Source organism: Micromonospora sp. CPCC 205558 (assembly GCF_036902955.1).
In the GTDB taxonomy this organism is placed as follows: domain Bacteria; phylum Actinomycetota; class Actinomycetes; order Mycobacteriales; family Micromonosporaceae; genus Micromonospora.
This window is the reverse complement of the sequence record NZ_JBAKHR010000009.1, coordinates 13,776-32,155: the sequence shown is the minus strand read 5'-3', so window position 1 is coordinate 32,155 and position 18,380 is coordinate 13,776. Positions and strand designations below refer to the sequence as shown.

The window sequence follows — 18,380 nt, the reverse complement described above, 5'->3', positions numbered from 1 at the left end:
CTGCCGGCCGGGTGGGAGCCGCTTCGGCGTCGCCGCGCCGCTGCCGGTCCCCGGCGCGGTTTCCCCGCCGGGTTGCCGCACGGTCTCATCCGGCGTCCGTCCGTCGGCGGCCGGCTTCTGACTGGGTACGGCCGCGCCGCGCGGCTCGTCACGCTCGCTCATGCCGCCACCTCCGTCGTCTGCTGCGAGGCCACGATCTCGGCGTACGTCGGGCAGGTTTCCAACAACTGGGCGTGTCGTCCCACTCCGACGACCCCTCCGTTCTCCAGAACGATGATCTGGTCGGCGTCGATGATCGTGGACACCCGCTGGGCAACGATCACCACCGCCGACTGCGCGGTGACCGGCCGCAGTGCCGCTCGCAGGCGGGCGTCGGTGCCCAGGTCGAGCGCGGAGAACGAGTCGTCGAAGAGGTAGATCTCCGGCTGCCGGACCAGGGCTCTCGCGATGGCCAGGCGCTGCCGCTGCCCACCCGAGACGGTGGTGCCGCCCTGCGCGATCGGGGCGTCCAGCCCGCCGGGCATCTGGGCCACGAAGTCCCGGGCCTGGGCGATCTCCAGTGCGGTCCACAGCTCCTCGTCGGTGGCGTCCGGGTTGCCGTAGCGCAGGTTGCTGGCGACCGTCCCGGTGAACAGGTACGGCCGTTGCGGCACCAGGCCGATACGTCGCCACAGCTCGTCCGGCGCCAACTCCCGTACGTCCACCCCGTCGACCAGCACCGCGCCGGCGCTGACGTCGACCAGGCGGGGAATCAGCGACAGCAGGGTCGTCTTGCCCGCGCCGGTGCTGCCGATGATCGCCGTGGTGGTGCCCGGTGTCGCCCGGAAGGAGATGTCGCGCAGCACCGGCTCCACCGCGCCCGGGTACTGGAAGCGCACCCCGCGCAGCTCCAGCTCGGCCCGGGTGGGCAGCTCGGTGACCGGCGCGCTGGCCGGGACCACCGAGGAGTCGGTGTCCAGCACCTCGACGATCCGCTCGGCACAGACCGCCGCCCGCGGCACCATCATCAGCATGAAGGTGGCCATCATGACCGCCATCAGGATCTGCATCAGGTACTGCAGGAACGCGGTGAGCGCGCCGACCTGGATCGCACCGGCGTCCACCCGCTGCGCGCCGAACCAGAGCACCGCCACGCTGGAGACGTTCAGCACCAGCATGACCACCGGGAAGATCAACGCCAGCAACCGACCGGTACGCAGCGCGGTGGCGGTCAGGTCGGCGTTGGCGACGGCGAAACGGTCCGTCTCGTACGGCTCGCGGACGAACGCGCGGACCACCCGGATGCCGGTGATCTGCTCCCGCAGCACCCGGTTGACGGTGTCGATGCGGGTCTGCATCAGCCGGAAGCCCGGCACCATCCGGCGGATGATCGCGCCGAGGGCGATGGCCAGCACCGGCACGCTGACCAGCATCAACCAGGAGAGCCCGACGTCCTCGCGCAGTGCCATGAACACCCCGCCGACGCTCATGATCGGTGCGGCGACCAGCATCGTGCAGCTCATCAGCACGAGCATCTGCACCTGCTGCACGTCGTTGGTGTTGCGGGTGATCAGCGACGGCGCCCCGAACCGGGCCACCTCGCGGGCCGAGAAGCGGTTGACGTGTCCGAACAGTTCGGCGCGTACGTCCCGGCCGAAGCCCATCGCGACCCGGGCGCCCAGGTAGACGGCGGCGATCGAACAGACGATCTGGACCAGGCTGACCAGCAGCATCCAGCCGCCGGTGTGCACGATGTAGTCGGTGTCGCCCCGGGCCACGCCCCGGTCGATGATGTCCGCATTGAGGCTGGGTAGGTAGAGCGAGGCCATGGTGCCCACGAACTGGAGCAGCACGACCGCCAGCAACGGTCTCTGATAGGTGCGCAGTTGGCCGCGCAGGAGTCGGATCAGCACGCCGGGTCCTTCGTTTCGGTAGGGCGTCCGGTCATCCGCGGGTCGTCTCCGCTGCCGATGACCTCAAGCAGGAACTCCCGGATCACCTTGGCCTTCGCCGGGTCGGCGTCGACCGAGGTGAGTGGCCGTCCGGAGTGCATGAGTGCGTCGAGCGCGGCCACCCGCTCCCGCCCGGCGGGGGTGATGGCGAGTCGGATGCTGCGCCGGTCGCTGTCGTCGCGCTGCCGTTCGACCAGACCGTCGCGCTCGAGCGTGTCGACGATGCCGGTCAGCGTCGCCGGGCGGACGAACCCCTTCTCGGCGACCTTCCGGTGGGGCAGCTCGCCGTGTCGGGCGAGCGTCATCAGGGTGATCATGCCGGCCTGGGTGAGGCCGTGCTCTTCGGCGAGATAGCGGTTCCACCGCTGCCCGACGAGGTGCCCGGCCACCACCAGGAGTCGGCCGAGCGGCACGTCCTGGAGGGTCACGAGTTCCACGACAGGCAGATTAGCCCCCTGATAGTCAGGCACCAAACGAAATTGCCGTGGCGGCGGCCACGAACACGATCTGCAGGGCGGTGCGCTGCCCGAGCGGGGTGACCGGCCGGCCGCCGAGGGCCAGCCGGCGACGGGCGGCCGAGACATTGGCCGGGAACATGGCGAGCATGAGCAGGCCGAGTCCGGCCGCCGCCACCCGGGCGGTCGCCGGCAGCAGCAGGCCGATCGCGCCGACCAGCTCCAGCACGCCGGTGACGGTGACCAGCAGGTCCGGCCGGGGCAGTCGGGGCGGGACCATCGCGATCAATCCGGCGCGGCGTCGACCGGCGAAGTGCGCGACAGCGGTCAGCGTGAACATCACGGCCAGCCCGACGCGCAGCGCGGAAATCCAGCCGTCCAGTGCGGTGATGCCGGCCAGGCCGGCGATCCGGGCGAGTGCGGTGCCGACGATCAAGGCGATCAGGGGTGCCATCGGGATCCTCCTCAGGGGGAAACTTGTCAGTGGCAAGATTGCCCTCCATGGTGGCATCTTGTCAATGGCAAGATAGGGTTCGGGCATGACCGATACGCGGACCTACCACCATGGCGATCTGCGCCGCGCCCTGCTCGCCGCGGCGCTGGAGGCCGTTGAGGAGGTCGGGCCCGCCGCGCTGAGCCTGCGCGACCTGGCTCGTCGGGCCGGCGTCTCGCACGCCGCGCCCGCCCACCACTTCGGCGACAAGGCGGGTCTGCTCACCGCGCTCGCAGCCCAGGGGTTCGACCTGCTGACCCAGGCGTTGACCGAGGCGGATGGCGACCTGCTGGAGGCCGGCGTCGCCTACGTCGACTTCGCCGTCACGCGCCGCGCGTACTTCGAGGTGATGTTCCGGCCGGAGCTCTACCGGGCCGACGACGCCGAGCTGATCGCCGCCCGAGGTCGGGCCGGTGCCGCACTCCGCTCCGGGGTGGCGGCTCGGTCCACCGGTGGCGCACCCGCCGACACCGACCGGCACGCGCTCGCAGCCTGGTCGATCGCGCACGGCTTCGCCACCCTCTGGCTGGCCGGCGCACTACCCGACCGGGTTGGCGACGACCCCCGCGAAGCAGCCCGCGCAGTCCTGCGCCGCCTGACAACCTAAACCCCACCCCGCCCCTGCCCCCTGCCCCCCGCCTCTCCTCCGTTGATCATGAAGTTATTGCCACGACACGCCGGTGCGGGAGGCAATAACTTCATGATCAACCAGAGTGGGCGGGGGCGGGTTACCAGCTTGTCGGGAGGGGCATTCCTTCGGTGAAGCCGGCGGCGCTCTGTACGCCGACGATCGCCCGCTCGTGGAACTGGGTCAGGTCCCGGGCACCGGCGTAGGTGAAGGCGCTACGTACGCCCGCGATGATCTCGTCGATCAGGTCCTCGACGCCGGGACGGGCTGGGTCCAGGTGCATTCGGGCCGAGGAGATGCCCTCCTCGAAGACCGCCTTACGGGCCCGGTCGTACGGGCTGTCGTCGGCGGTTCGGGCGCTGACCGCCCGAGCCGAGGCCATCCCGAAACTCTCCTTGTACCGCCGACCGTCCGCGTCGGTGTACAGGTCACCGGGGGACTCGTAGGTGCCGGCGAACCAGGAGCCGATCATGACGTTCGACGCGCCGGCGGCGAGCGCGAGCGCCACGTCCCGGGGGTGCCGCACCCCGCCGTCGGCCCACACGTGCCGGCCCAGTTGGCGGGCGGCGGCCGCGCAGTCGAGGACCGCCGAGAACTGCGGCCGGCCGACGCCGGTCATCATCCGGGTGGTGCACATCGCGCCGGGGCCGACGCCGACCTTGATGATGTCCGCACCCGCCTCCACCAGGTCGCGTACGCCTTCGGCGGTGACCACGTTGCCGGCCGCCACCGGCACCCCCGGGTCCAGCTTGCGGACCGCCTGGAGTGCGGAGATCATCCGTGCCTGGTGGCCGTGCGCGGTGTCCACGACCAACGTGTCCACCCCCGCCTCCAGCAGCGCAGAGGCCTTGCCGGTCACGTCACCGTTGATCCCGACCGCCGCCGCGATCCGAAGCCGGCCGCGGTCGTCCACGGCCGGCGTGTAGAGGGTGGCCCGCAACGCGCCCTGTCGAGTCAGCACGCCGACCAGTCGGCCCTCGGTGTCCACCACCGGGGCGAGTCGGCGACGGCCTGCCGAGAGCAGATCGAAACCGGTACGCGGATCCGCGTCTGCCGGGACGGTGTGCAGCTCGGTGGACATCACATGCCGCAGCTGAGCGAACCGGTCCACGCCCGTGGTGTCCGCCTCGGTGACCACGCCCATCGGCCGGCCGGCGTCGTCGACCACGATCACCGCGCCGTGCGAGCGCTTGGGCAGAAGGTGGATGGCGTCGCCCACGGTGTCGGTCGGGCCCAGCGTGATCGGCGTGTCGTAGACCAGGTGGCGCTGTTTGACCCAGGCGACGACATTCGCCACCACCTCGATCGGAATGTCCTGCGGGATCACCGCGATGGCGCCCCGGCGGGCGACCGTCTCCGCCATCCGTCGTCCGGCGACCGCGGTCATGTTCGACACCACAAGCGGGATGGTGGTGCCGGTCCCGTCGCCGGTGGAGAGGTCGACGTCGAGCCGGGAACCCAGGTCGGAGCGGGCCGGCGCCATGAAGACGTCGGTATAGGTCAGGTCGTGCGCGGGGACCGCGCCGTGAAGGAACCGCACCCGGCAATCATTCCCGCTGCCAGTCATTTCCACCGCCGGTGGTCGCGGAAAACACTCGCACCGCCGTCGGCGCTGGTCCCGGTGGCGTCGTCGGTGCCCGCCGGGCAAGCCAGAACCACGGACAGCCCGGCCGGGAGCCAACCGGTCAGCTCACCAGGAGCGCCACGGCGAGCCCGGCCATCACGACGGCGATGACCGCGTCCAGCACCCGCCAGGCGACGGCACGGGCGAGCAGCGGTGCGAGGCGCCGCGCGCCGACGCCGAGCGCGGTGAACCAGACCACACTGGCGAGCACGGCGCCGGCACCGAAGACCCACCGGTGTGGGTGTTGTTGGGCCACGCCGCCGAGGAGCAGCACGGTGTCCAGGTAGACGTGGGGGTTCAGGTAGGTGAAGGCGGCGCAGGCGAGCAGGGTCGCCCCCAACGTGGCCGGCGGCCGCTCGGTGGGCAACAGGGCGCCGGGTCGCAGGGCGCGGCGGGCGGCGAGCCCCGCGTAGCAGAGCAGGAAGGCGGCACCGCCAAAGCGGATCGCCGTCAGGAGGCCCGGTCGGCCGGTAACCAGCGAACCGACCCCGGCCACCCCCGCCATGATCAGCACCGCGTCCGACGCGGCGCAGGTCAGCACCACGGGTACGACGTGCTCGCGGCGCAGCCCCTGGCGCAGGACGAAGGCGTTCTGGGCGCCGATGGCGACGATGAGCGAGATGGAGATCGAGAAGCCGGCGACGGCGGAGGTGAGCACGGGCTCGACGCTAGAGCCGTCGAAAGCCACCAGTCCAACTAAAGATTTTGACGCAACTTAAGCTTTGCTGATGCATGATCTCGACTCGGCGCAGCTGCGGACGCTCGCGGCGGTGGTGGCGGAGGGCAGCTTCGACGCGGCGGCCCGACTGCTGCACGTCACCCCGTCGGCGGTGAGCCAACGGATCAAGGCGCTGGAGGAGACCGTCGGTCAGGTGCTGGTCCGCCGCGCCCGGCCGTGTGTGGCAACCGACGCCGGTCGCCCTTTGCTGCGCCTGGCCGGCCAGCTCACGCTGCTCGAACGGGAGGCGCTGGCCGAGGCCCGCGGCCCGCTCGGCGGCGGCGGCCGGATCCGGGTCGCCGTGGTGGTCAACGCCGACTCACTGGCCACCTGGTTTCCCGCCGCGCTGGCCCGGTTGCCACAGCGGGCCGGCCTCTCGTTCGACCTGCGGCAGGACGATCAGGACCACACCGCCGCGCTGCTCCGCGACGGCTCGGTGACGGCGGCGGTCACCGCCCAACGGGAGGCCGTGCAGGGCTGCCGGGTGCTGCGGCTCGGAGCCATGCGCTACCACGCGTTGGCGACGCCGGAATTCGCGGCGTCCCACTTCGCCGGCGGATTGACCGCCCCCGCGCTGGCCAGCACGCCGTTGGTGCTCTTCGACCGGAAGGACCGGGTGCAGCACCGCTTCATCCGGTCGGTGGCCGGGCGGCCGCTGGACCCGCCGGTGCACTACGTGCCGTCGGTGCCGGCGTTGAGCGAGACGATCCGGCTCGGGCTGGGTTGGAGTCTGGTGCCGGAACAGATCGCTCAGGCCGACCTCGCCGCCGGCCGCTGTGTCGACCTCGCGCCGGGCCGACACCTGGACGTCCCGCTCTACTGGCAGCACTGGCGGCTGGAGTCCGATCTGCTGAACGCCCTGACCGCCGCCGTCCGCGCGGTCGCCGCCGAAACCCTCCGCTGACTGCCGCCGGCCGGCTCAGACTGCCCGCCGGTCCGGCACAGACTGCCCGCCGGTGCTCAGGCGATGGTGCAGATGGGGGCGCCAGCGGTGATCACGGCACCGACCTCGGCGCTGAGACCGCTGACCGTGCCCGCCTTGTGCGCGTGCAGCGGCTGCTCCATCTTCATCGCCTCCAACACCACGACCAGGTCACCCTCGGCCACGGTGTCGCCGTCAGCCACCGCGATCTTGACGATGGTGCCCTGCATCGGCGAGGTGAGCGTGTCGCCGCCGACCGGGGCACCGGCCTTGGCGCCGCCGCCGCGCCGGGTCGGCTTGCGGGAGGCGGGTGCCGCGGTGGTCGTACTCCCGCCGAAGCCGGCGGGGAGGCTGACCTCCAGGCGCTTGCCGCCCACCTCGACCACGACGGTGTCGCGCTCGGCCGGCGCTTCGGCGGCGCCGGCGGCGGCGGTGAACGGCGGCACGGTGTTGTGGAACTCCGTCTCGATCCACCGGGTGTGCACGGTGAACGGCTCAGCTGTGAACGCCTCGTCCCGCACCACGAGCCGATGGAACGGCAGTGCGGTGGCCATCCCGTCGAGGACCATCTCGTCGAGCGCGCGGCGGGCGCGTTCCAGCGCCTCGGTCCGCGTCTCACCCGTGATGATCACCTTGGCGAGCAGTGAGTCGAAGTTGCCGCCGATCACGTCGCCGGCCGAGATGCCGGTGTCGACCCGCACACCCGGCCCGCTGGGCAGACGCAGCGCGGTGACAGTGCCGGGGGCCGGCAGGAAGTTGCGGCCCGGGTCCTCGCCGTTGATCCGGAACTCGATCGCGTGCCCGCGCGGCGTCGGGTCCTCGGTGATCCGCAGCTTCTCGCCGTCGGCGATCCGGAACTGCTCGCGCACCAGGTCGATGCCGGCGGTCTCCTCGGTGACCGGGTGCTCGACCTGAAGTCGGGTGTTGACCTCCAGGAAGGAGATGGTGCCGTCGACACCGACCAGGTATTCCACAGTGCCGGCGCCGTGGTAGCCGGCTTCGCGGCAGATCGCCTTGGCGCTCTCGTGGATCTGCGCGCGCTGGGCGTCGGTGAGGAACGGCGCGGGCGCCTCCTCGACGAGCTTCTGGTGGCGTCGCTGCAACGAGCAGTCCCGGGTGCCCACCACGATCACGTTGCCGTGCTGGTCGGCGAGGACCTGCGCCTCGACGTGCCGGGGTTGGTCGAGGTACCGCTCGACGAAGCACTCGCCGCGACCGAACGCCGCGACCGCCTCCCGGGTGGCCGACTCGAAGAGCTGGGGGATCTCCTCCATCGTGCGGGCGACCTTGAGGCCGCGCCCACCGCCACCGAAGGCGGCCTTGATGGCCACCGGCAGGCCGTGGTCGACCGCGAACGCCATCACCTCGTCCGGGCTGCCCACCGGGTCCGGGGTGCCCGGGACCAGCGGCGCGCCGGCCCGCTGGGCGATGTGTCGGGCGGTGACCTTGTCGCCCAGGTCGCGGATGGCCTGGGGGGTCGGGCCGATCCAGGTCAGCCCGGCGTCGATGACGGCCTGGGCGAAGTCGGCGTTCTCACTGAGGAAGCCATAACCCGGGTGTACGGCGTCGGCGCCGGCCCGGGCGGCGACGTCGAGCAGCTTGTCGATGCGCAGGTAGGTCTCGGTCGCGCTGTCCCCGCCGAGCGCGTACGCCTCGTCCGCGAGGGTGGCGTGCAGGGCGTCGCGGTCGGAGTCCGCGTACACGGCGACGCTGCCCAGGCCGGCGTCGCGGCACGCGCGGATCACCCGGACGGCGATCTCGCCGCGGTTGGCGATGAGTACCTTGCGCACCTTCGTGGCTCCTCCCGGGCAGGTTACTGACGGGGAGTGTATCGGCCGCCCACGGTGGCCCTAACGATCGCTCAGTGTGGGATGCCGCACTGCACCTGCCACGGTTTAGTCAAACTTGGCTATTACGCTTATCGGGTGTCTTCGACTCGAATGATGATTCTCGGTCTGGTGCGGTGGATGCAGCCCGTGCACGGCTACGACGTGCGCCGCGAGCTGCTGAGCTGGAGCGCCGACAAGTGGGCGAACGTGCAACCCGGATCTATCTATCACGCCCTGCGCAAGCTCACCGAGGAAGGGCTGCTCCGTGCCGTCGCGACCGAGCAGGTCGGCGCGCGTCCGGCGCGCACCACGTACGAGGTGACCGCCAAGGGAGAGGACGAGTTCGAGACGCTGCTGCGCAACCTCTGGTGGAACATCAGCGAGCCCGCCGACCCGTTCGTGGCGGCCTTCTCCTTCCTGCCGGCCATGCCGCGCGCCGAGGCGGCCGCCGCCCTGCGTAACCGGGCCAATCTGCTGCGCGCCGGTGTGGAGTCGATGCGCGCCTCGCTCGAGTCGGACTGGGTGCGCAACCGCAAGCCGGCGCACGTCGGCTGGATGTTCGAGCTGTGGTCGGCGCGGGCCGAGGCGGAGATGAACTGGTGCGAGCGAATTGCGGAGCGGATCGATTCCGGAGTGTCGTACCTGCCCGCTGAACTGGATGAAGCGCAGGGTTGGTCCGGGTGGAGGGACGGCCTGGAGTCGCCCGACACCGGCGCGGAATAATCAACGTTGACTAAAAAAGCTATATCGCGTTAGCCTGCTGGTGGCACAGCGGGGGAGTGCGCCGTCCGGCGTCGTCCCACTCGACGGCCGGCCCGACCGGCCCGAACGACCAGGAGCAGAAATGATCGAGACCAGGGGGCTGCGGAAGTCGTTCCGCTCCCGCGCGGGTCGAGAGACGAAGACGGTGGACGCCGTGCGGGGCGTCGACCTCGACGTTGCCAGGGGCGAGATCTTTGGCTTCCTCGGCCCGAACGGCGCCGGCAAGACCACCACGCTGCGGATGCTCGCCACGCTGATCGAGCCGGACGGCGGCGACGCCACAATCGCCGGCGCCGACCTGCGCAAGGACCCGGCCGAGGTGCGCCGCCGCATCGGGTACGTCCCGCAGGGCGGCAGCACCTGGGACGAGTCCACCGCCCGCGAGGAGCTGGTGCTGCACGCCCGGATGTACGGCATCAGCAAGGCCGACGCGCAACTCCGCGCCGCCCGCGCCCTGGACGCCTTCCAGCTCACCGAGTACGCCGACCGCAAGTGCAAGACCTACTCCGGCGGCCAGCGTCGCCGGGTGGAGATCGCCCTCGGCATCATCCACGAGCCGAAGATCGTCTTCCTGGACGAGCCGACCACCGGCCTCGACCCGCAGAGCCGCGCCCACATGTGGGACGAAATCCGGCGGCTCCGCAGCGACGGGATGACCGTCTTCATCACGACGCACTACCTGGACGAGGCCGACGCGCTCTGCGACCGGATCGCGATCATGGACAACGGCGAGGTGGTGGCCGAGGGCACGCCAGCCGAGCTCAAGCGGGAGATCTCCGGCGACGTGGTGCTGGTCGGTCTCGACCTGGCCGCCACCCCGCAAGCCGCCAAGGCGCTCGACGGCGAACCGTTCGTCAACAAGCTGGAGACCGTCGACGAGGGCGGCCTGCGCCTCTACGTCGACGAGGGCGCCACAGCCATTCCGCAGGTGCTGCGCCGACTCGACCACGCCGGGCTGGAGCTGCGCTCGATCGAGCTGCACCGACCCAGCCTGGACGACGTCTTCCTCACCAAGACCGGCCGCTCGCTGCGCGAGTCCTGACCCCGGAGACGACTCTCATGAAATTCGCCCGTGACACGTGGCTGATCTTTCAGCGCCAAACCCAACTCCTGCTGCGCAACCCGGTCTGGGTCTTCGTCGGCGTGTTCCAGCCGGTCATGTACCTGCTGCTCTTCGCCCCGCTGCTCAAGCCCGCACTGAACGCGCCCACCCAGGCCGCCGCCTACAAGATCTTCGTACCGGGTCTGCTGGTGCTGCTGGCCATCTTCGGTGGCCTGTTCCAGGGCTTCGGCCTGATCGCCGAGCTGCGAGCCGGCGTCATCGAACGCTCCCGGGTCACCCCGATCAGCCGGCTCGCCCTGCTGCTCGGCCGCTCGCTGCGCGACGTGGTTTCCCTCATCGTGCAGGCGGTCATCATCACGCTGCTCGCGCTCCTGTTCGACCTGCGGGTGTTCATCGGGGACCTGCTGCTGGCGTACCTGATGCTCGCCCTGATCGCCCTCATGACCTCGGCCGTCTCCTACGGTGTCGCCCTCAAGGTCAAGAGCGAGGACGCGCTGGCTCCGCTGATGAACACCGTGGCGCAGCCGGTGCTGCTGCTCTCCGGCATCCTGCTGCCGCTGACCTTCGCACCCGGCTGGTTGCAGGGCATCGCCAACTGGAACCCGTTCTCCTGGGCGGTCGACGGCACCCGGGCGCTGTTCGCCGGTGACCTGGGCAGCGACAAGGTCTGGCAGGGCCTCGGCATCACCGCGGTCCTCGCCGCGCTGGGCGTCTACTGGGCCGCCCGCCAGTTCGCCCGCAGCGTCCGCTGACGCTGGCTCTCGCTGTTCCTTAATATTGGGGTGTCCCCCGGTGGGGGCACCCCAATATCCGTGTTCGGCGGTCAGCGATTGTCGGCGGTCAGCGGACCCGGGCGAGGGTGAGGCCGTCCGCGATCGGCAGCATCACCGGGTCGACCCGTACGTCGGCGATGACCTCGTCGTTGAACGCGGCGATGGCCCGGTCCCCGGCATCCTGGGGAGCGATGACCCGCCCACCACGCAGCACGTTGTCGACGGCGATCACCCCACCCGGACGCATCCGAGGCACCAGCTCCGCCCAGTAGATCGGGTAGCCGGTCTTGTCCGCGTCGATGAACGCGAAGTCCAGGTGCCGCTCGTGCGGCAACTCCCGCAGCCCGTCAGCGGCGGGGCCGATGCGCAGGTCGATCAGATCCTGCACGCCGGCCCGCGCCCAGTAGCGGCGGGCGATGTCGGTGAACTCCTCCGATATGTCGAAACAGGTCAGTCGCCCACCCGCCGGCAACCCGCGGGCGATCGCCAGCGACGAGAGCCCGGTGAACGTGCCGACCTCGACGGCCTGCCGCACGTCGAGCAGCCGGGTGAGAAACGTCAGGAACGCGGCCTGCTCCGGCGCCACCTGCATGGTGGCGTGCTCCGGCAGCACCGACCGGGTCTCCTCGGCCAGGTCCCGGATGATCTCGTCCGGCGGGGAGCCGTGTGCGACAAGATAGGCGTGCAGCTCGTCGGTGAGCGGGATCGACTTGGTGGTCATGACCGGACGTTACCGAGCGGCTCGACAGATTGGCCGCCCGGCGCGACCTTCGTCCACAGGTCGGTGATCCGCAGATCCAACTCGGCGAGAAGGCGGCGCAGCAGCGGCATCGACAACCCGACCACCGTCCCCGGGTCACCCTCGATCCGCTCCACGAACGGCCCACCCAGCCCGTCGATCGTGAACGCGCCCGCCACTGCCAGCGGCTCGCCCGTGGCCACGTACGCGGCGATCTCGTCGTCACTGACGTCAGCGAAGTGGACCGTGGTCGACGCGACCGCCTCCGCGCGCCTCCCCTCGGCAAGATCAATCAGACTGTGTCCGCTGTGCAGCACGCCGCTACGCCCCCGCATCCGCCGCCACCGCCGGGTCGCGTCGGCCGCATCCGTCGGCTTGCCGAGGATCTCCCCGTCGAAGGCGAGCACCGAGTCGCAGCCGATCACCAAGGTCCGCTGATCGGCGGTCGCGTTCAGTCGGGTCAACACCGCCTGCGCCTTCAGGCGAGCCAACTCCAGGCACAACTCCTCGGCCCTCTCGGCCACCACCAGGGACTCGTCCACTCCGCTGACCAGCACCTCCGGCTCAACGCCAGCAGCCTGGAGCAATTTACGACGGGCAGGGCTCGCCGAAGCGAGCACGAGGCGGAGCGGCAAAGTCTCAGACACGATCCCGACGTTACCGCCCACCCCTCCACCAAAACCGACACCCCGCTTTGCGCCCGCCCAAGCGTCGGGCGGTCGCGAGGGCTCGGCGGTCCCGGCGTCCCGGCGTGCGCGGCAGTCGCGGTGGTCTTGTCGCCTCGGTGGTTGCGGTGGTTGCGGTGGTTGCGGTGGCTCGGTGGTCGTGGTGTCTCGTCGGCTCGGTGGTCGCGTTGGTCCGGTGGTTGCGGCGTTCGCGGTGGCTCGGCGGACGGGGATTCCTTGATCCACTCGCGTTTCAGGAAACCGCGGTATCCCCGCGCGTCCCGGACACCCCGACATCAAGAAATCCGAGTCGATCAGCGCGCCGTCGATCGATCAGCGGCTGATTCTGGGCGGCGGATCATCACCACGCCGGCGGCGGCGCGCTATCACGACCCATCCCACGCCGGCAGCCACGATCAACCCAAGGGTGGCCAGGCCACGGGCGGTCGCGCCATCGCCATCGTCGCCCGGCTGGGCGGCAGCCGTCGTGGTCGGGCCAGCACCGGCCGGAGCGCTCACCGATTCAAACCCCAGCGGCGGTACGTCTGCCGTCAGCGCCGCCACAAGATCGATCACGCCGTAGCCGTACTCGTCGTCACGCCCAGGAGGGCCCTTATCGACGGCGGTGGCGGTAAGCCTGTGCGCGACCTCTCGGGCCGGCAGGTAGGGGTACTTCGACCTGATCAACGCGGCCGCACCCGCCACGATCGCCGTCGCGTCAGATGTTCCGGTGCCTTTGCGGTACTTGCCGTCGATGCTCGTGCTGTAGATGTCGACGGCGGGGGCAACCACGTCAATTTCCGGCCCAGTGACGGAGACGGCGGCCCGCTTCCCGTCTCGGTCGATTCCACCGACAGCGATAACGTCCGGGTATCGTGCGGGATAACCTACCATTTGTGTCCAAGGCGCATTGCCGGCGGCGGCAACAACGACAATGTCAGCTTGCAAGGCCATTCTGACTGCCTGTTGCAGGCGGGCGCTAACCCCGCCGGCGATTGAAATGCTAATAACATCAGCGCCCGCGCTGATCGCATACTCTATTGCCGCTCCCAACGATTCCGAATCGCCGTCCTTGCCCGGAGGTGAACAGAATATCGGCAGTATCTTGGCTTTTGGTGCGATGCCGAGAGTGCCTGAACCTTCGTTTCCGTGGGCTGCGATTAAGCCGGCCATTCCTGTGCCGTGACCGTCTTTGTCGACCAATCCATCACCGCTACCTCCAGCGATTACGTCCTTGCCCGGAAGTAGGTTGCCTCTTAGGTCCGGATGTTGATCTACGCCACTATCGGGAAGTGCAATAACGACCCCATCGCCTTGGCTGACCTTGTGCGCGTTGGTGACTCTCAGAAAATTGAGATGCCATTGCTCGGCCCAGGTGTAGTTGACGTGTGCTTGTAACGCAGGCTCTGGAATTCCTCCCGGAAGGCTCAATGCCAACAGGAGGGGGAAGGCGAGGTATGACTTCACCGAGGAAGGCCGAGAGCGGGGCCCGGGTCGATTGGGCCGTCCTCGTCGGGAGGGAGTACTACAGGTGGGACTCCTTGCTCGGTCCTCCACGGATGATCCGGGTCCCATCGGTCGGACTCGCCGTCGCCGCCACTGTGAATCCATCGGCCAGGACGGGTAGGTGGGGCACCCGTGTGCCAATGGGCTCCAGTGCCCGGGGCGCCACCAATTGGCGACATGCCGCCGACGCTACCGAGAGGGCGCGGAGCGCTTGGTCGCGAGCCTGCCCCTCCTGTTGGCGCTGTCCCAGCGCTACCACCGCCAATGACACCTCCAACCGGATTGACCCGGCGCGGCGCAGCCGGGACGCTGTTAGGTTGACCAAAGCCAAGACCGGGTGCCCCACCGATCAAGCCACTTGATGGCATTGCCCGAGGTGTTGGGGGCGCACCACCCCCGTTGGATCTTGGCTCCTTCGGTAATGGTGGCCCCGCCGGCCCGCGCTGCTCAGTTGGCGGTCTAAGGATCTTTGAGGCGTTAGGAATGCCTCCGAGGTTCGGGGGTGATCCCATGCCGGGTGGCTGGTTGACAGGCGCTATCTGTTGGCCGCGCGGCGATTCTTGAACTGTGGGTAGTGGCATTGCTGGTGCCCCACCAAGAACCCCACCGAGAACAGGGCCAACCCCCCCTGTAATCGGCGGCTGGCCGCCGGGTGAGTCCACGGAAGATCCAATGGGTGACGGAATTCGCGCAGCTGATCGAATGGGCACCGGAACAATAGGGGGAATTACGGGCGCTGCGGCTGCTGTCGTGGCAGTCCCTTCCTCGTCGACGCGAGGAGCGGGTCGCGGCGGTGGTTTTTGGAGGGTTGCTTGGGCTTGTTGTAGTTCGCCGCTGAGGTTGAACATCATCGACCGGGCCTGAACGTTGAGCCGTTCCAACTCCCCGTCAGCAACTGGCGGCTGGGTGACCCGGTTGCCCATCACCGCTTTCGGGTCGGCGGCCATCGCCTCGTACGCCTGCTTCTGCTGGTATTTGGTCGCGTACTCCTCGTGGATCTTGCGGAGTGCGGCCCGGGTGGTGCCGATGGCCTGGGTCGCGGCGGAAAGCGCGGTGTAGTTCGCGGCGGCGGCGTCGTGGGTGCGCTGCACCTTGTCGATGAGTGCGTCGAGTTCGGCGAGGTACGTGCGGGAGGCGGCGCTGGTTTCGGGCGGCCATGCCTCGGCGAGGCCGCGTCGGTATTGCTGGAGGCGGCCGAGGTGGGTTTGCGCCAGGTCGCAGACCTTGCGCCAGCCGGCGACCTGCTTCCAGTGGTTGGCGGTGTCGTGGTCTTGCAGGCAGGCCCACATGCTGTGGACGTCCATGAGTTGCCAGTCGGTGAGGCCGGAGGTGCGGCCGGTGCCCCGTTCGATCACGGCAGCACCACCGGTCCTTCGGCGTCGGGGCTGGTCGGGTCGGTCAGCATCGAGGCGGGGCCGCCGGGCAGCATGTTCAAAGGGTTGCCGAGGGCTCGCTGCACGTCCACCACTCGGGCGGCGGTGAAGGCGTCGCTGTCGGCGTAGTGGGTGGCGACCTGGTCGGCGGCGGCGGCCAGGTGGCCGGTGGCGCCTCGGACGGCGTACACCATGTCGGCGGTGGCCTGCTGCGTCTCGTGATGTGCGTGCAGGAAGGCGACCAGCTCGATGAAGGCGTCGCACGGGTTGGGCAGCTTCGCGGACATGTCTTCGGCGATGTACGACAGGTGTGGCGCATAGTTGCTCTCGACCTCGGCGGCGAGCCGGTCGGCGAACTCTCTGAGCTGGCTGATGTCGGCTTCGATGCCGCCGTAACCGCGTAGCCAGGGTGCTGGCCGGTCCTCTTCGGGGATCATGGATCCTCCCTACCCGTAGCGGCACCGTTTCCCTGAGTGAGATTAACGGCTCCCCGCCACCCTGGCAGCCCCCGCACGGCGGGTCGGGTCAGCGGGGTAGGCCGGCGGCGCGCCAACCACGGGAGTTGCCCGGTCGGCCGCTGCGGACCCAGGCGGACGCCGCCGCCGGCGCGGGGGTGGTGGTCGGACGGGACCGGATGATGATCGCCCCCACCAGAGCGGCCAGCTCCTCGGCGGTGGGCACGCCGCGGACGACCCGGAACAGCGGCTCTTCGGCAGACATGCCGCCAGGGTACGCGGCCGGAAGTTACGGGGAACGCACAGTGGCGTGCCGGCGGTGTGAGCGTCAGCGGGTCCGGGTACCGTCTCACCGATGTCGAACGCGCTTCCCCAACTCGTCGCTGACCGATACCGGCTTCTGTCGCCGCTCGGCCAGGGGGGCATGGGCCGGGTGTGGAAGGCGCGCGACGAGGTGCTGCACCGCGACGTCGCCATCAAGGAGTTGGTGCCGCCGCCCGGTCTCACCGATGAGGAGCGCCGCGAGATGCGCGAGCGCTCGCTGCGGGAGGCGCGGGCCATCGCCCGGCTCAACCACGCCAACGTGGTGCGCATCTTCGACGTGCTGCGCACCGACGGCGATCCGTGGATCGTCATGGAGTACGTGGCGTCGAGGTCGTTGCAGGACACTCTCGCCGAGGACGGCCCGGTTTCGGTTGCCCGCACTGTGGAGATTGGTCTGGGCGTGCTGGGTGCGCTCAGCGCGGCGCACAAGGCGGGTGTCATGCACCGCGACGTGAAGCCCGGCAACGTGTTGCTCGGCGAGGACGGCCGGGTGGTGCTGACCGACTTCGGTCTGGCCACGATCCCCGGCGACCCCAACGTGACCCGCACCGGCATGGTGCTCGGCTCGCCCGCGTACATCTCGCCGGAGCGGGCCCGGGACGGCACGGCCGGGCCGGAGGCCGACCTGTGGTCGTTGGGCGCGACGCTCTACGCGGCGGTCGAGGGCAAGTCGCCGTACGCCCGGCCGTCGGCGATCGGCACCCTGGCCGCGTTGGCCACCGAGCCGATTCCGCCGCCGAAGAACGCCGGTCCGCTCAAGGCCGTCCTCAACGGGCTGCTGCGCAAGGACCCGAACGAGCGGATCACCGCCGAGGTGGCGGAGCGGTTGCTGCGCCGCGCCGGGGGCAAGCGGTCGCGGGGCATCTCACTGCTCGATGGCGTACGCCGGCCTGGCCCGAACGGTCCACGCGAGCCGCGCCTGCCGGTGGTGCCGGCCCCGCGACCGGCCGAGAGTGTCGACCGGCCGGTGTCGCCGCCGCCGGCTGCCGCGACGCCCGCCACCACCTCCGCCGCCGCCGCTGCGACCCCGGCCGCTGATGCCACGCCGACGGCCGTCGTTTCCTCCGGTGCGACAGCCGACCCGACTGCGCTGGTGCCAGCCGACCCGACCGTAGCGACGCCGGCCGAGCCGACCGCCACGGTCGACCGACCGTCCGAGGCTGCCCCGACCGCTGCCGAGCCGACCGCTGCCGACCCGACCGCGAAGGTCACGGCCGTGCCCGACACGGGCGGCGACGGTACGACGAACGTCGACGACGAGCCAACTGTTGTCGACGGGCCGCCGATTGCTCCGGAGCAGCGCAAACCGCCCACGCCGACGTCGCTCATGCCGCCGGTGAGCCCGGCTGGCCGTGCGCCGGTGCCGCCCTCGGATGGCACGAAGCCGAACAACACCCGACGCAACCTGCTGATCGGGGCGGTGGTGGCCCTGCTGCTGATCGGCCTCGCGGTGGTCGTGCCGATGTTGACCAGCGGGGACGGCGACAAGACCCCGCAGGCCGACCCGACCGGTGCTGCCGTGACCTCGGGGGCCGCTCCGACGTCCGCTGCGGCGCCACCGACGCCCACCACCGGTGCGCCGACCCCGTCGGCCTCGGCCACCCCTTCGGTCGACCCGAACGCTCTGCCGGCGGGCTGGAAGCTGCACAAGGATCCCGCCGGTTTCTCCCTGCCGCTGCCCAGCGGCTGGGTGCGCCGCAGCGCCCGCAGCGACACGGTCGTCTTCGGCCAGTCCAACGGGCCGGGTGAGCTACTCGTGCAGTGGACGCCGACGCCGAAGGACGACGCGTACAAGGATTGGCAGCGCATCGAACCGGACCGCAAGACGATCGTCAACGACTACCAGAAGATCGGTATCGAACGCTGCAACTTCTGGAAGACGTGCGCTGACTGGGAGTGGCTGGAGACTCGGGACGGGCAGCGGATCCACGTCCGTAACCGGGGGTTCGTGACGGCCAAGAACCGGGGGTACGCCTTGCGGTGGGAGATCGCCGAGAAGGACTGGCAGGCCAACCTGCCGAACTTCGACCGGATCGCCGCCGGTTTCGAGCCCGACCGCCGGGACTGAAACTCTTCGCATGACCTTCCGTCGTCCTGGGTAATTGACCTTCGACGACGGA

General features: G+C 70.0%; 18 protein-coding genes. 7 read left to right on the top strand and 11 right to left on the bottom strand.

Translation table 11 applies throughout. The annotated features are described in order from the left end of the window. Positions 1 to 158 precede the first annotated feature (158 nt). The 3 genes from V6U86_RS12655 to V6U86_RS12645 are packed head-to-tail and all read right to left on the bottom strand — an operon-like array spanning position 159 to position 2,840. Positions 159 to 1,892, bottom strand: coding sequence for an ABC transporter ATP-binding protein (locus V6U86_RS12655; RefSeq protein WP_334502371.1), 1,734 nt, complete (start codon positions 1,890 to 1,892; stop codon positions 159 to 161). Beyond that, positions 1,886 to 2,368, bottom strand: a complete 483-nt coding sequence (locus tag V6U86_RS12650; protein ID WP_334502368.1) for a MarR family winged helix-turn-helix transcriptional regulator — start codon at positions 2,366 to 2,368, stop codon at positions 1,886 to 1,888. Before V6U86_RS12650 ends, V6U86_RS12655 begins: the two co-directional genes overlap by 7 nt. 25 nt (positions 2,369 to 2,393) lie before the next feature. Continuing rightward, positions 2,394 to 2,840, bottom strand: a complete 447-nt coding sequence (locus V6U86_RS12645) for a DoxX family protein (RefSeq protein ID WP_334502366.1) — start codon at positions 2,838 to 2,840, stop codon at positions 2,394 to 2,396. Between the two features lie 85 nt (positions 2,841 to 2,925). Between V6U86_RS12645 and V6U86_RS12640 the strand changes: the two genes are divergently transcribed. Next, positions 2,926 to 3,486 carry a TetR/AcrR family transcriptional regulator gene (locus tag V6U86_RS12640; protein WP_334502363.1) on the top strand — a complete coding sequence of 187 codons (561 nt, stop codon included), beginning with the start codon at positions 2,926 to 2,928 and terminating at the stop codon, positions 3,484 to 3,486. A 121-nt stretch (positions 3,487 to 3,607) separates the two neighbouring features. Here the strand turns inward: V6U86_RS12640 and V6U86_RS12635 are convergent, their stop codons facing one another. Both V6U86_RS12635 and V6U86_RS12630 read right to left on the bottom strand, forming a co-directional pair. Continuing rightward, entirely contained in the window at positions 3,608 to 5,047 is a 1,440-nt protein-coding gene (locus tag V6U86_RS12635) for a GuaB1 family IMP dehydrogenase-related protein (protein ID WP_334502361.1), read from the bottom strand. Between the two features lie 145 nt (positions 5,048 to 5,192). Then, on the bottom strand, positions 5,193 to 5,789 hold the full coding sequence (locus V6U86_RS12630) for a LysE/ArgO family amino acid transporter (RefSeq protein ID WP_334502359.1): 597 nt from the start codon (positions 5,787 to 5,789) through the stop codon (positions 5,193 to 5,195). Between the two features lie 70 nt (positions 5,790 to 5,859). Between V6U86_RS12630 and V6U86_RS12625 the strand changes: the two genes are divergently transcribed. Continuing rightward, entirely contained in the window at positions 5,860 to 6,753 is an 894-nt protein-coding gene (locus V6U86_RS12625; protein WP_334502357.1) for a LysR family transcriptional regulator ArgP, read from the top strand. A gap of 56 nt (positions 6,754 to 6,809) precedes the next feature. Here V6U86_RS12625 and V6U86_RS12620 read toward each other — a convergent pair whose 3' ends face one another. Next, positions 6,810 to 8,561: an acetyl/propionyl/methylcrotonyl-CoA carboxylase subunit alpha gene (locus tag V6U86_RS12620; protein ID WP_334502356.1), complete on the bottom strand. Its 1,752-nt coding sequence runs from the start codon at positions 8,559 to 8,561 to the stop codon at positions 6,810 to 6,812. Between the two features lie 150 nt (positions 8,562 to 8,711). On the opposite strand from V6U86_RS12620, the gene V6U86_RS12615 reads away from it, so the two are divergent. From V6U86_RS12615 to V6U86_RS12605, 3 genes are all read left to right on the top strand, one after another. Continuing rightward, on the top strand, positions 8,712 to 9,323 hold the full coding sequence (locus V6U86_RS12615; RefSeq protein ID WP_334502851.1) for a PadR family transcriptional regulator: 612 nt from the start codon (positions 8,712 to 8,714) through the stop codon (positions 9,321 to 9,323). 121 nt (positions 9,324 to 9,444) lie between these two features. Continuing rightward, positions 9,445 to 10,404 carry an ATP-binding cassette domain-containing protein gene (locus V6U86_RS12610; RefSeq protein ID WP_334502354.1) on the top strand — a complete coding sequence of 320 codons (960 nt, stop codon included), beginning with the start codon at positions 9,445 to 9,447 and terminating at the stop codon, positions 10,402 to 10,404. 17 nt (positions 10,405 to 10,421) lie between these two features. Further along, positions 10,422 to 11,177, top strand: coding sequence for an ABC transporter permease (locus V6U86_RS12605; protein ID WP_334502352.1), 756 nt, complete (start codon positions 10,422 to 10,424; stop codon positions 11,175 to 11,177). An 88-nt stretch (positions 11,178 to 11,265) separates the two neighbouring features. Here V6U86_RS12605 and V6U86_RS12600 read toward each other — a convergent pair whose 3' ends face one another. The 3 genes from V6U86_RS12600 to mycP form a co-directional block, all read right to left on the bottom strand. Further along, positions 11,266 to 11,919 (bottom strand): O-methyltransferase, encoded by a 654-nt coding sequence (locus V6U86_RS12600; RefSeq protein WP_334502350.1) that lies wholly within the window; start codon positions 11,917 to 11,919, stop codon positions 11,266 to 11,268. Then, positions 11,916 to 12,584 (bottom strand): Maf family protein, encoded by a 669-nt coding sequence (locus V6U86_RS12595; RefSeq protein ID WP_334502348.1) that lies wholly within the window; start codon positions 12,582 to 12,584, stop codon positions 11,916 to 11,918. Before V6U86_RS12595 ends, V6U86_RS12600 begins: the two co-directional genes overlap by 4 nt. 351 nt (positions 12,585 to 12,935) lie before the next feature. Next, positions 12,936 to 14,069 (bottom strand): type VII secretion-associated serine protease mycosin, encoded by a 1,134-nt coding sequence (gene mycP / locus V6U86_RS12590; protein ID WP_442934929.1) that lies wholly within the window; start codon positions 14,067 to 14,069, stop codon positions 12,936 to 12,938. Positions 14,070 to 15,023: 954 nt separating this feature from the next. Between mycP and V6U86_RS12585 the strand changes: the two genes are divergently transcribed. Then, positions 15,024 to 15,167, top strand: coding sequence for a hypothetical protein (locus V6U86_RS12585; protein WP_334502346.1), 144 nt, complete (start codon positions 15,024 to 15,026; stop codon positions 15,165 to 15,167). A 292-nt stretch (positions 15,168 to 15,459) separates the two neighbouring features. Here the strand turns inward: V6U86_RS12585 and V6U86_RS12580 are convergent, their stop codons facing one another. After that, positions 15,460 to 15,918: a hypothetical protein gene (locus tag V6U86_RS12580; RefSeq protein ID WP_334502344.1), complete on the bottom strand. Its 459-nt coding sequence runs from the start codon at positions 15,916 to 15,918 to the stop codon at positions 15,460 to 15,462. Between the two features lie 88 nt (positions 15,919 to 16,006). Beyond that, entirely contained in the window at positions 16,007 to 16,201 is a 195-nt protein-coding gene (locus V6U86_RS12575; RefSeq protein WP_334502342.1) for an acyl-CoA carboxylase subunit epsilon, read from the bottom strand. Positions 16,202 to 16,291: 90 nt separating this feature from the next. Here V6U86_RS12575 and V6U86_RS12570 point away from each other — a divergent pair, with 90 nt between their 5' ends. After that, entirely contained in the window at positions 16,292 to 18,328 is a 2,037-nt protein-coding gene (locus V6U86_RS12570; RefSeq protein ID WP_334502339.1) for a serine/threonine-protein kinase, read from the top strand. Positions 18,329 to 18,380 lie beyond the last annotated feature (52 nt).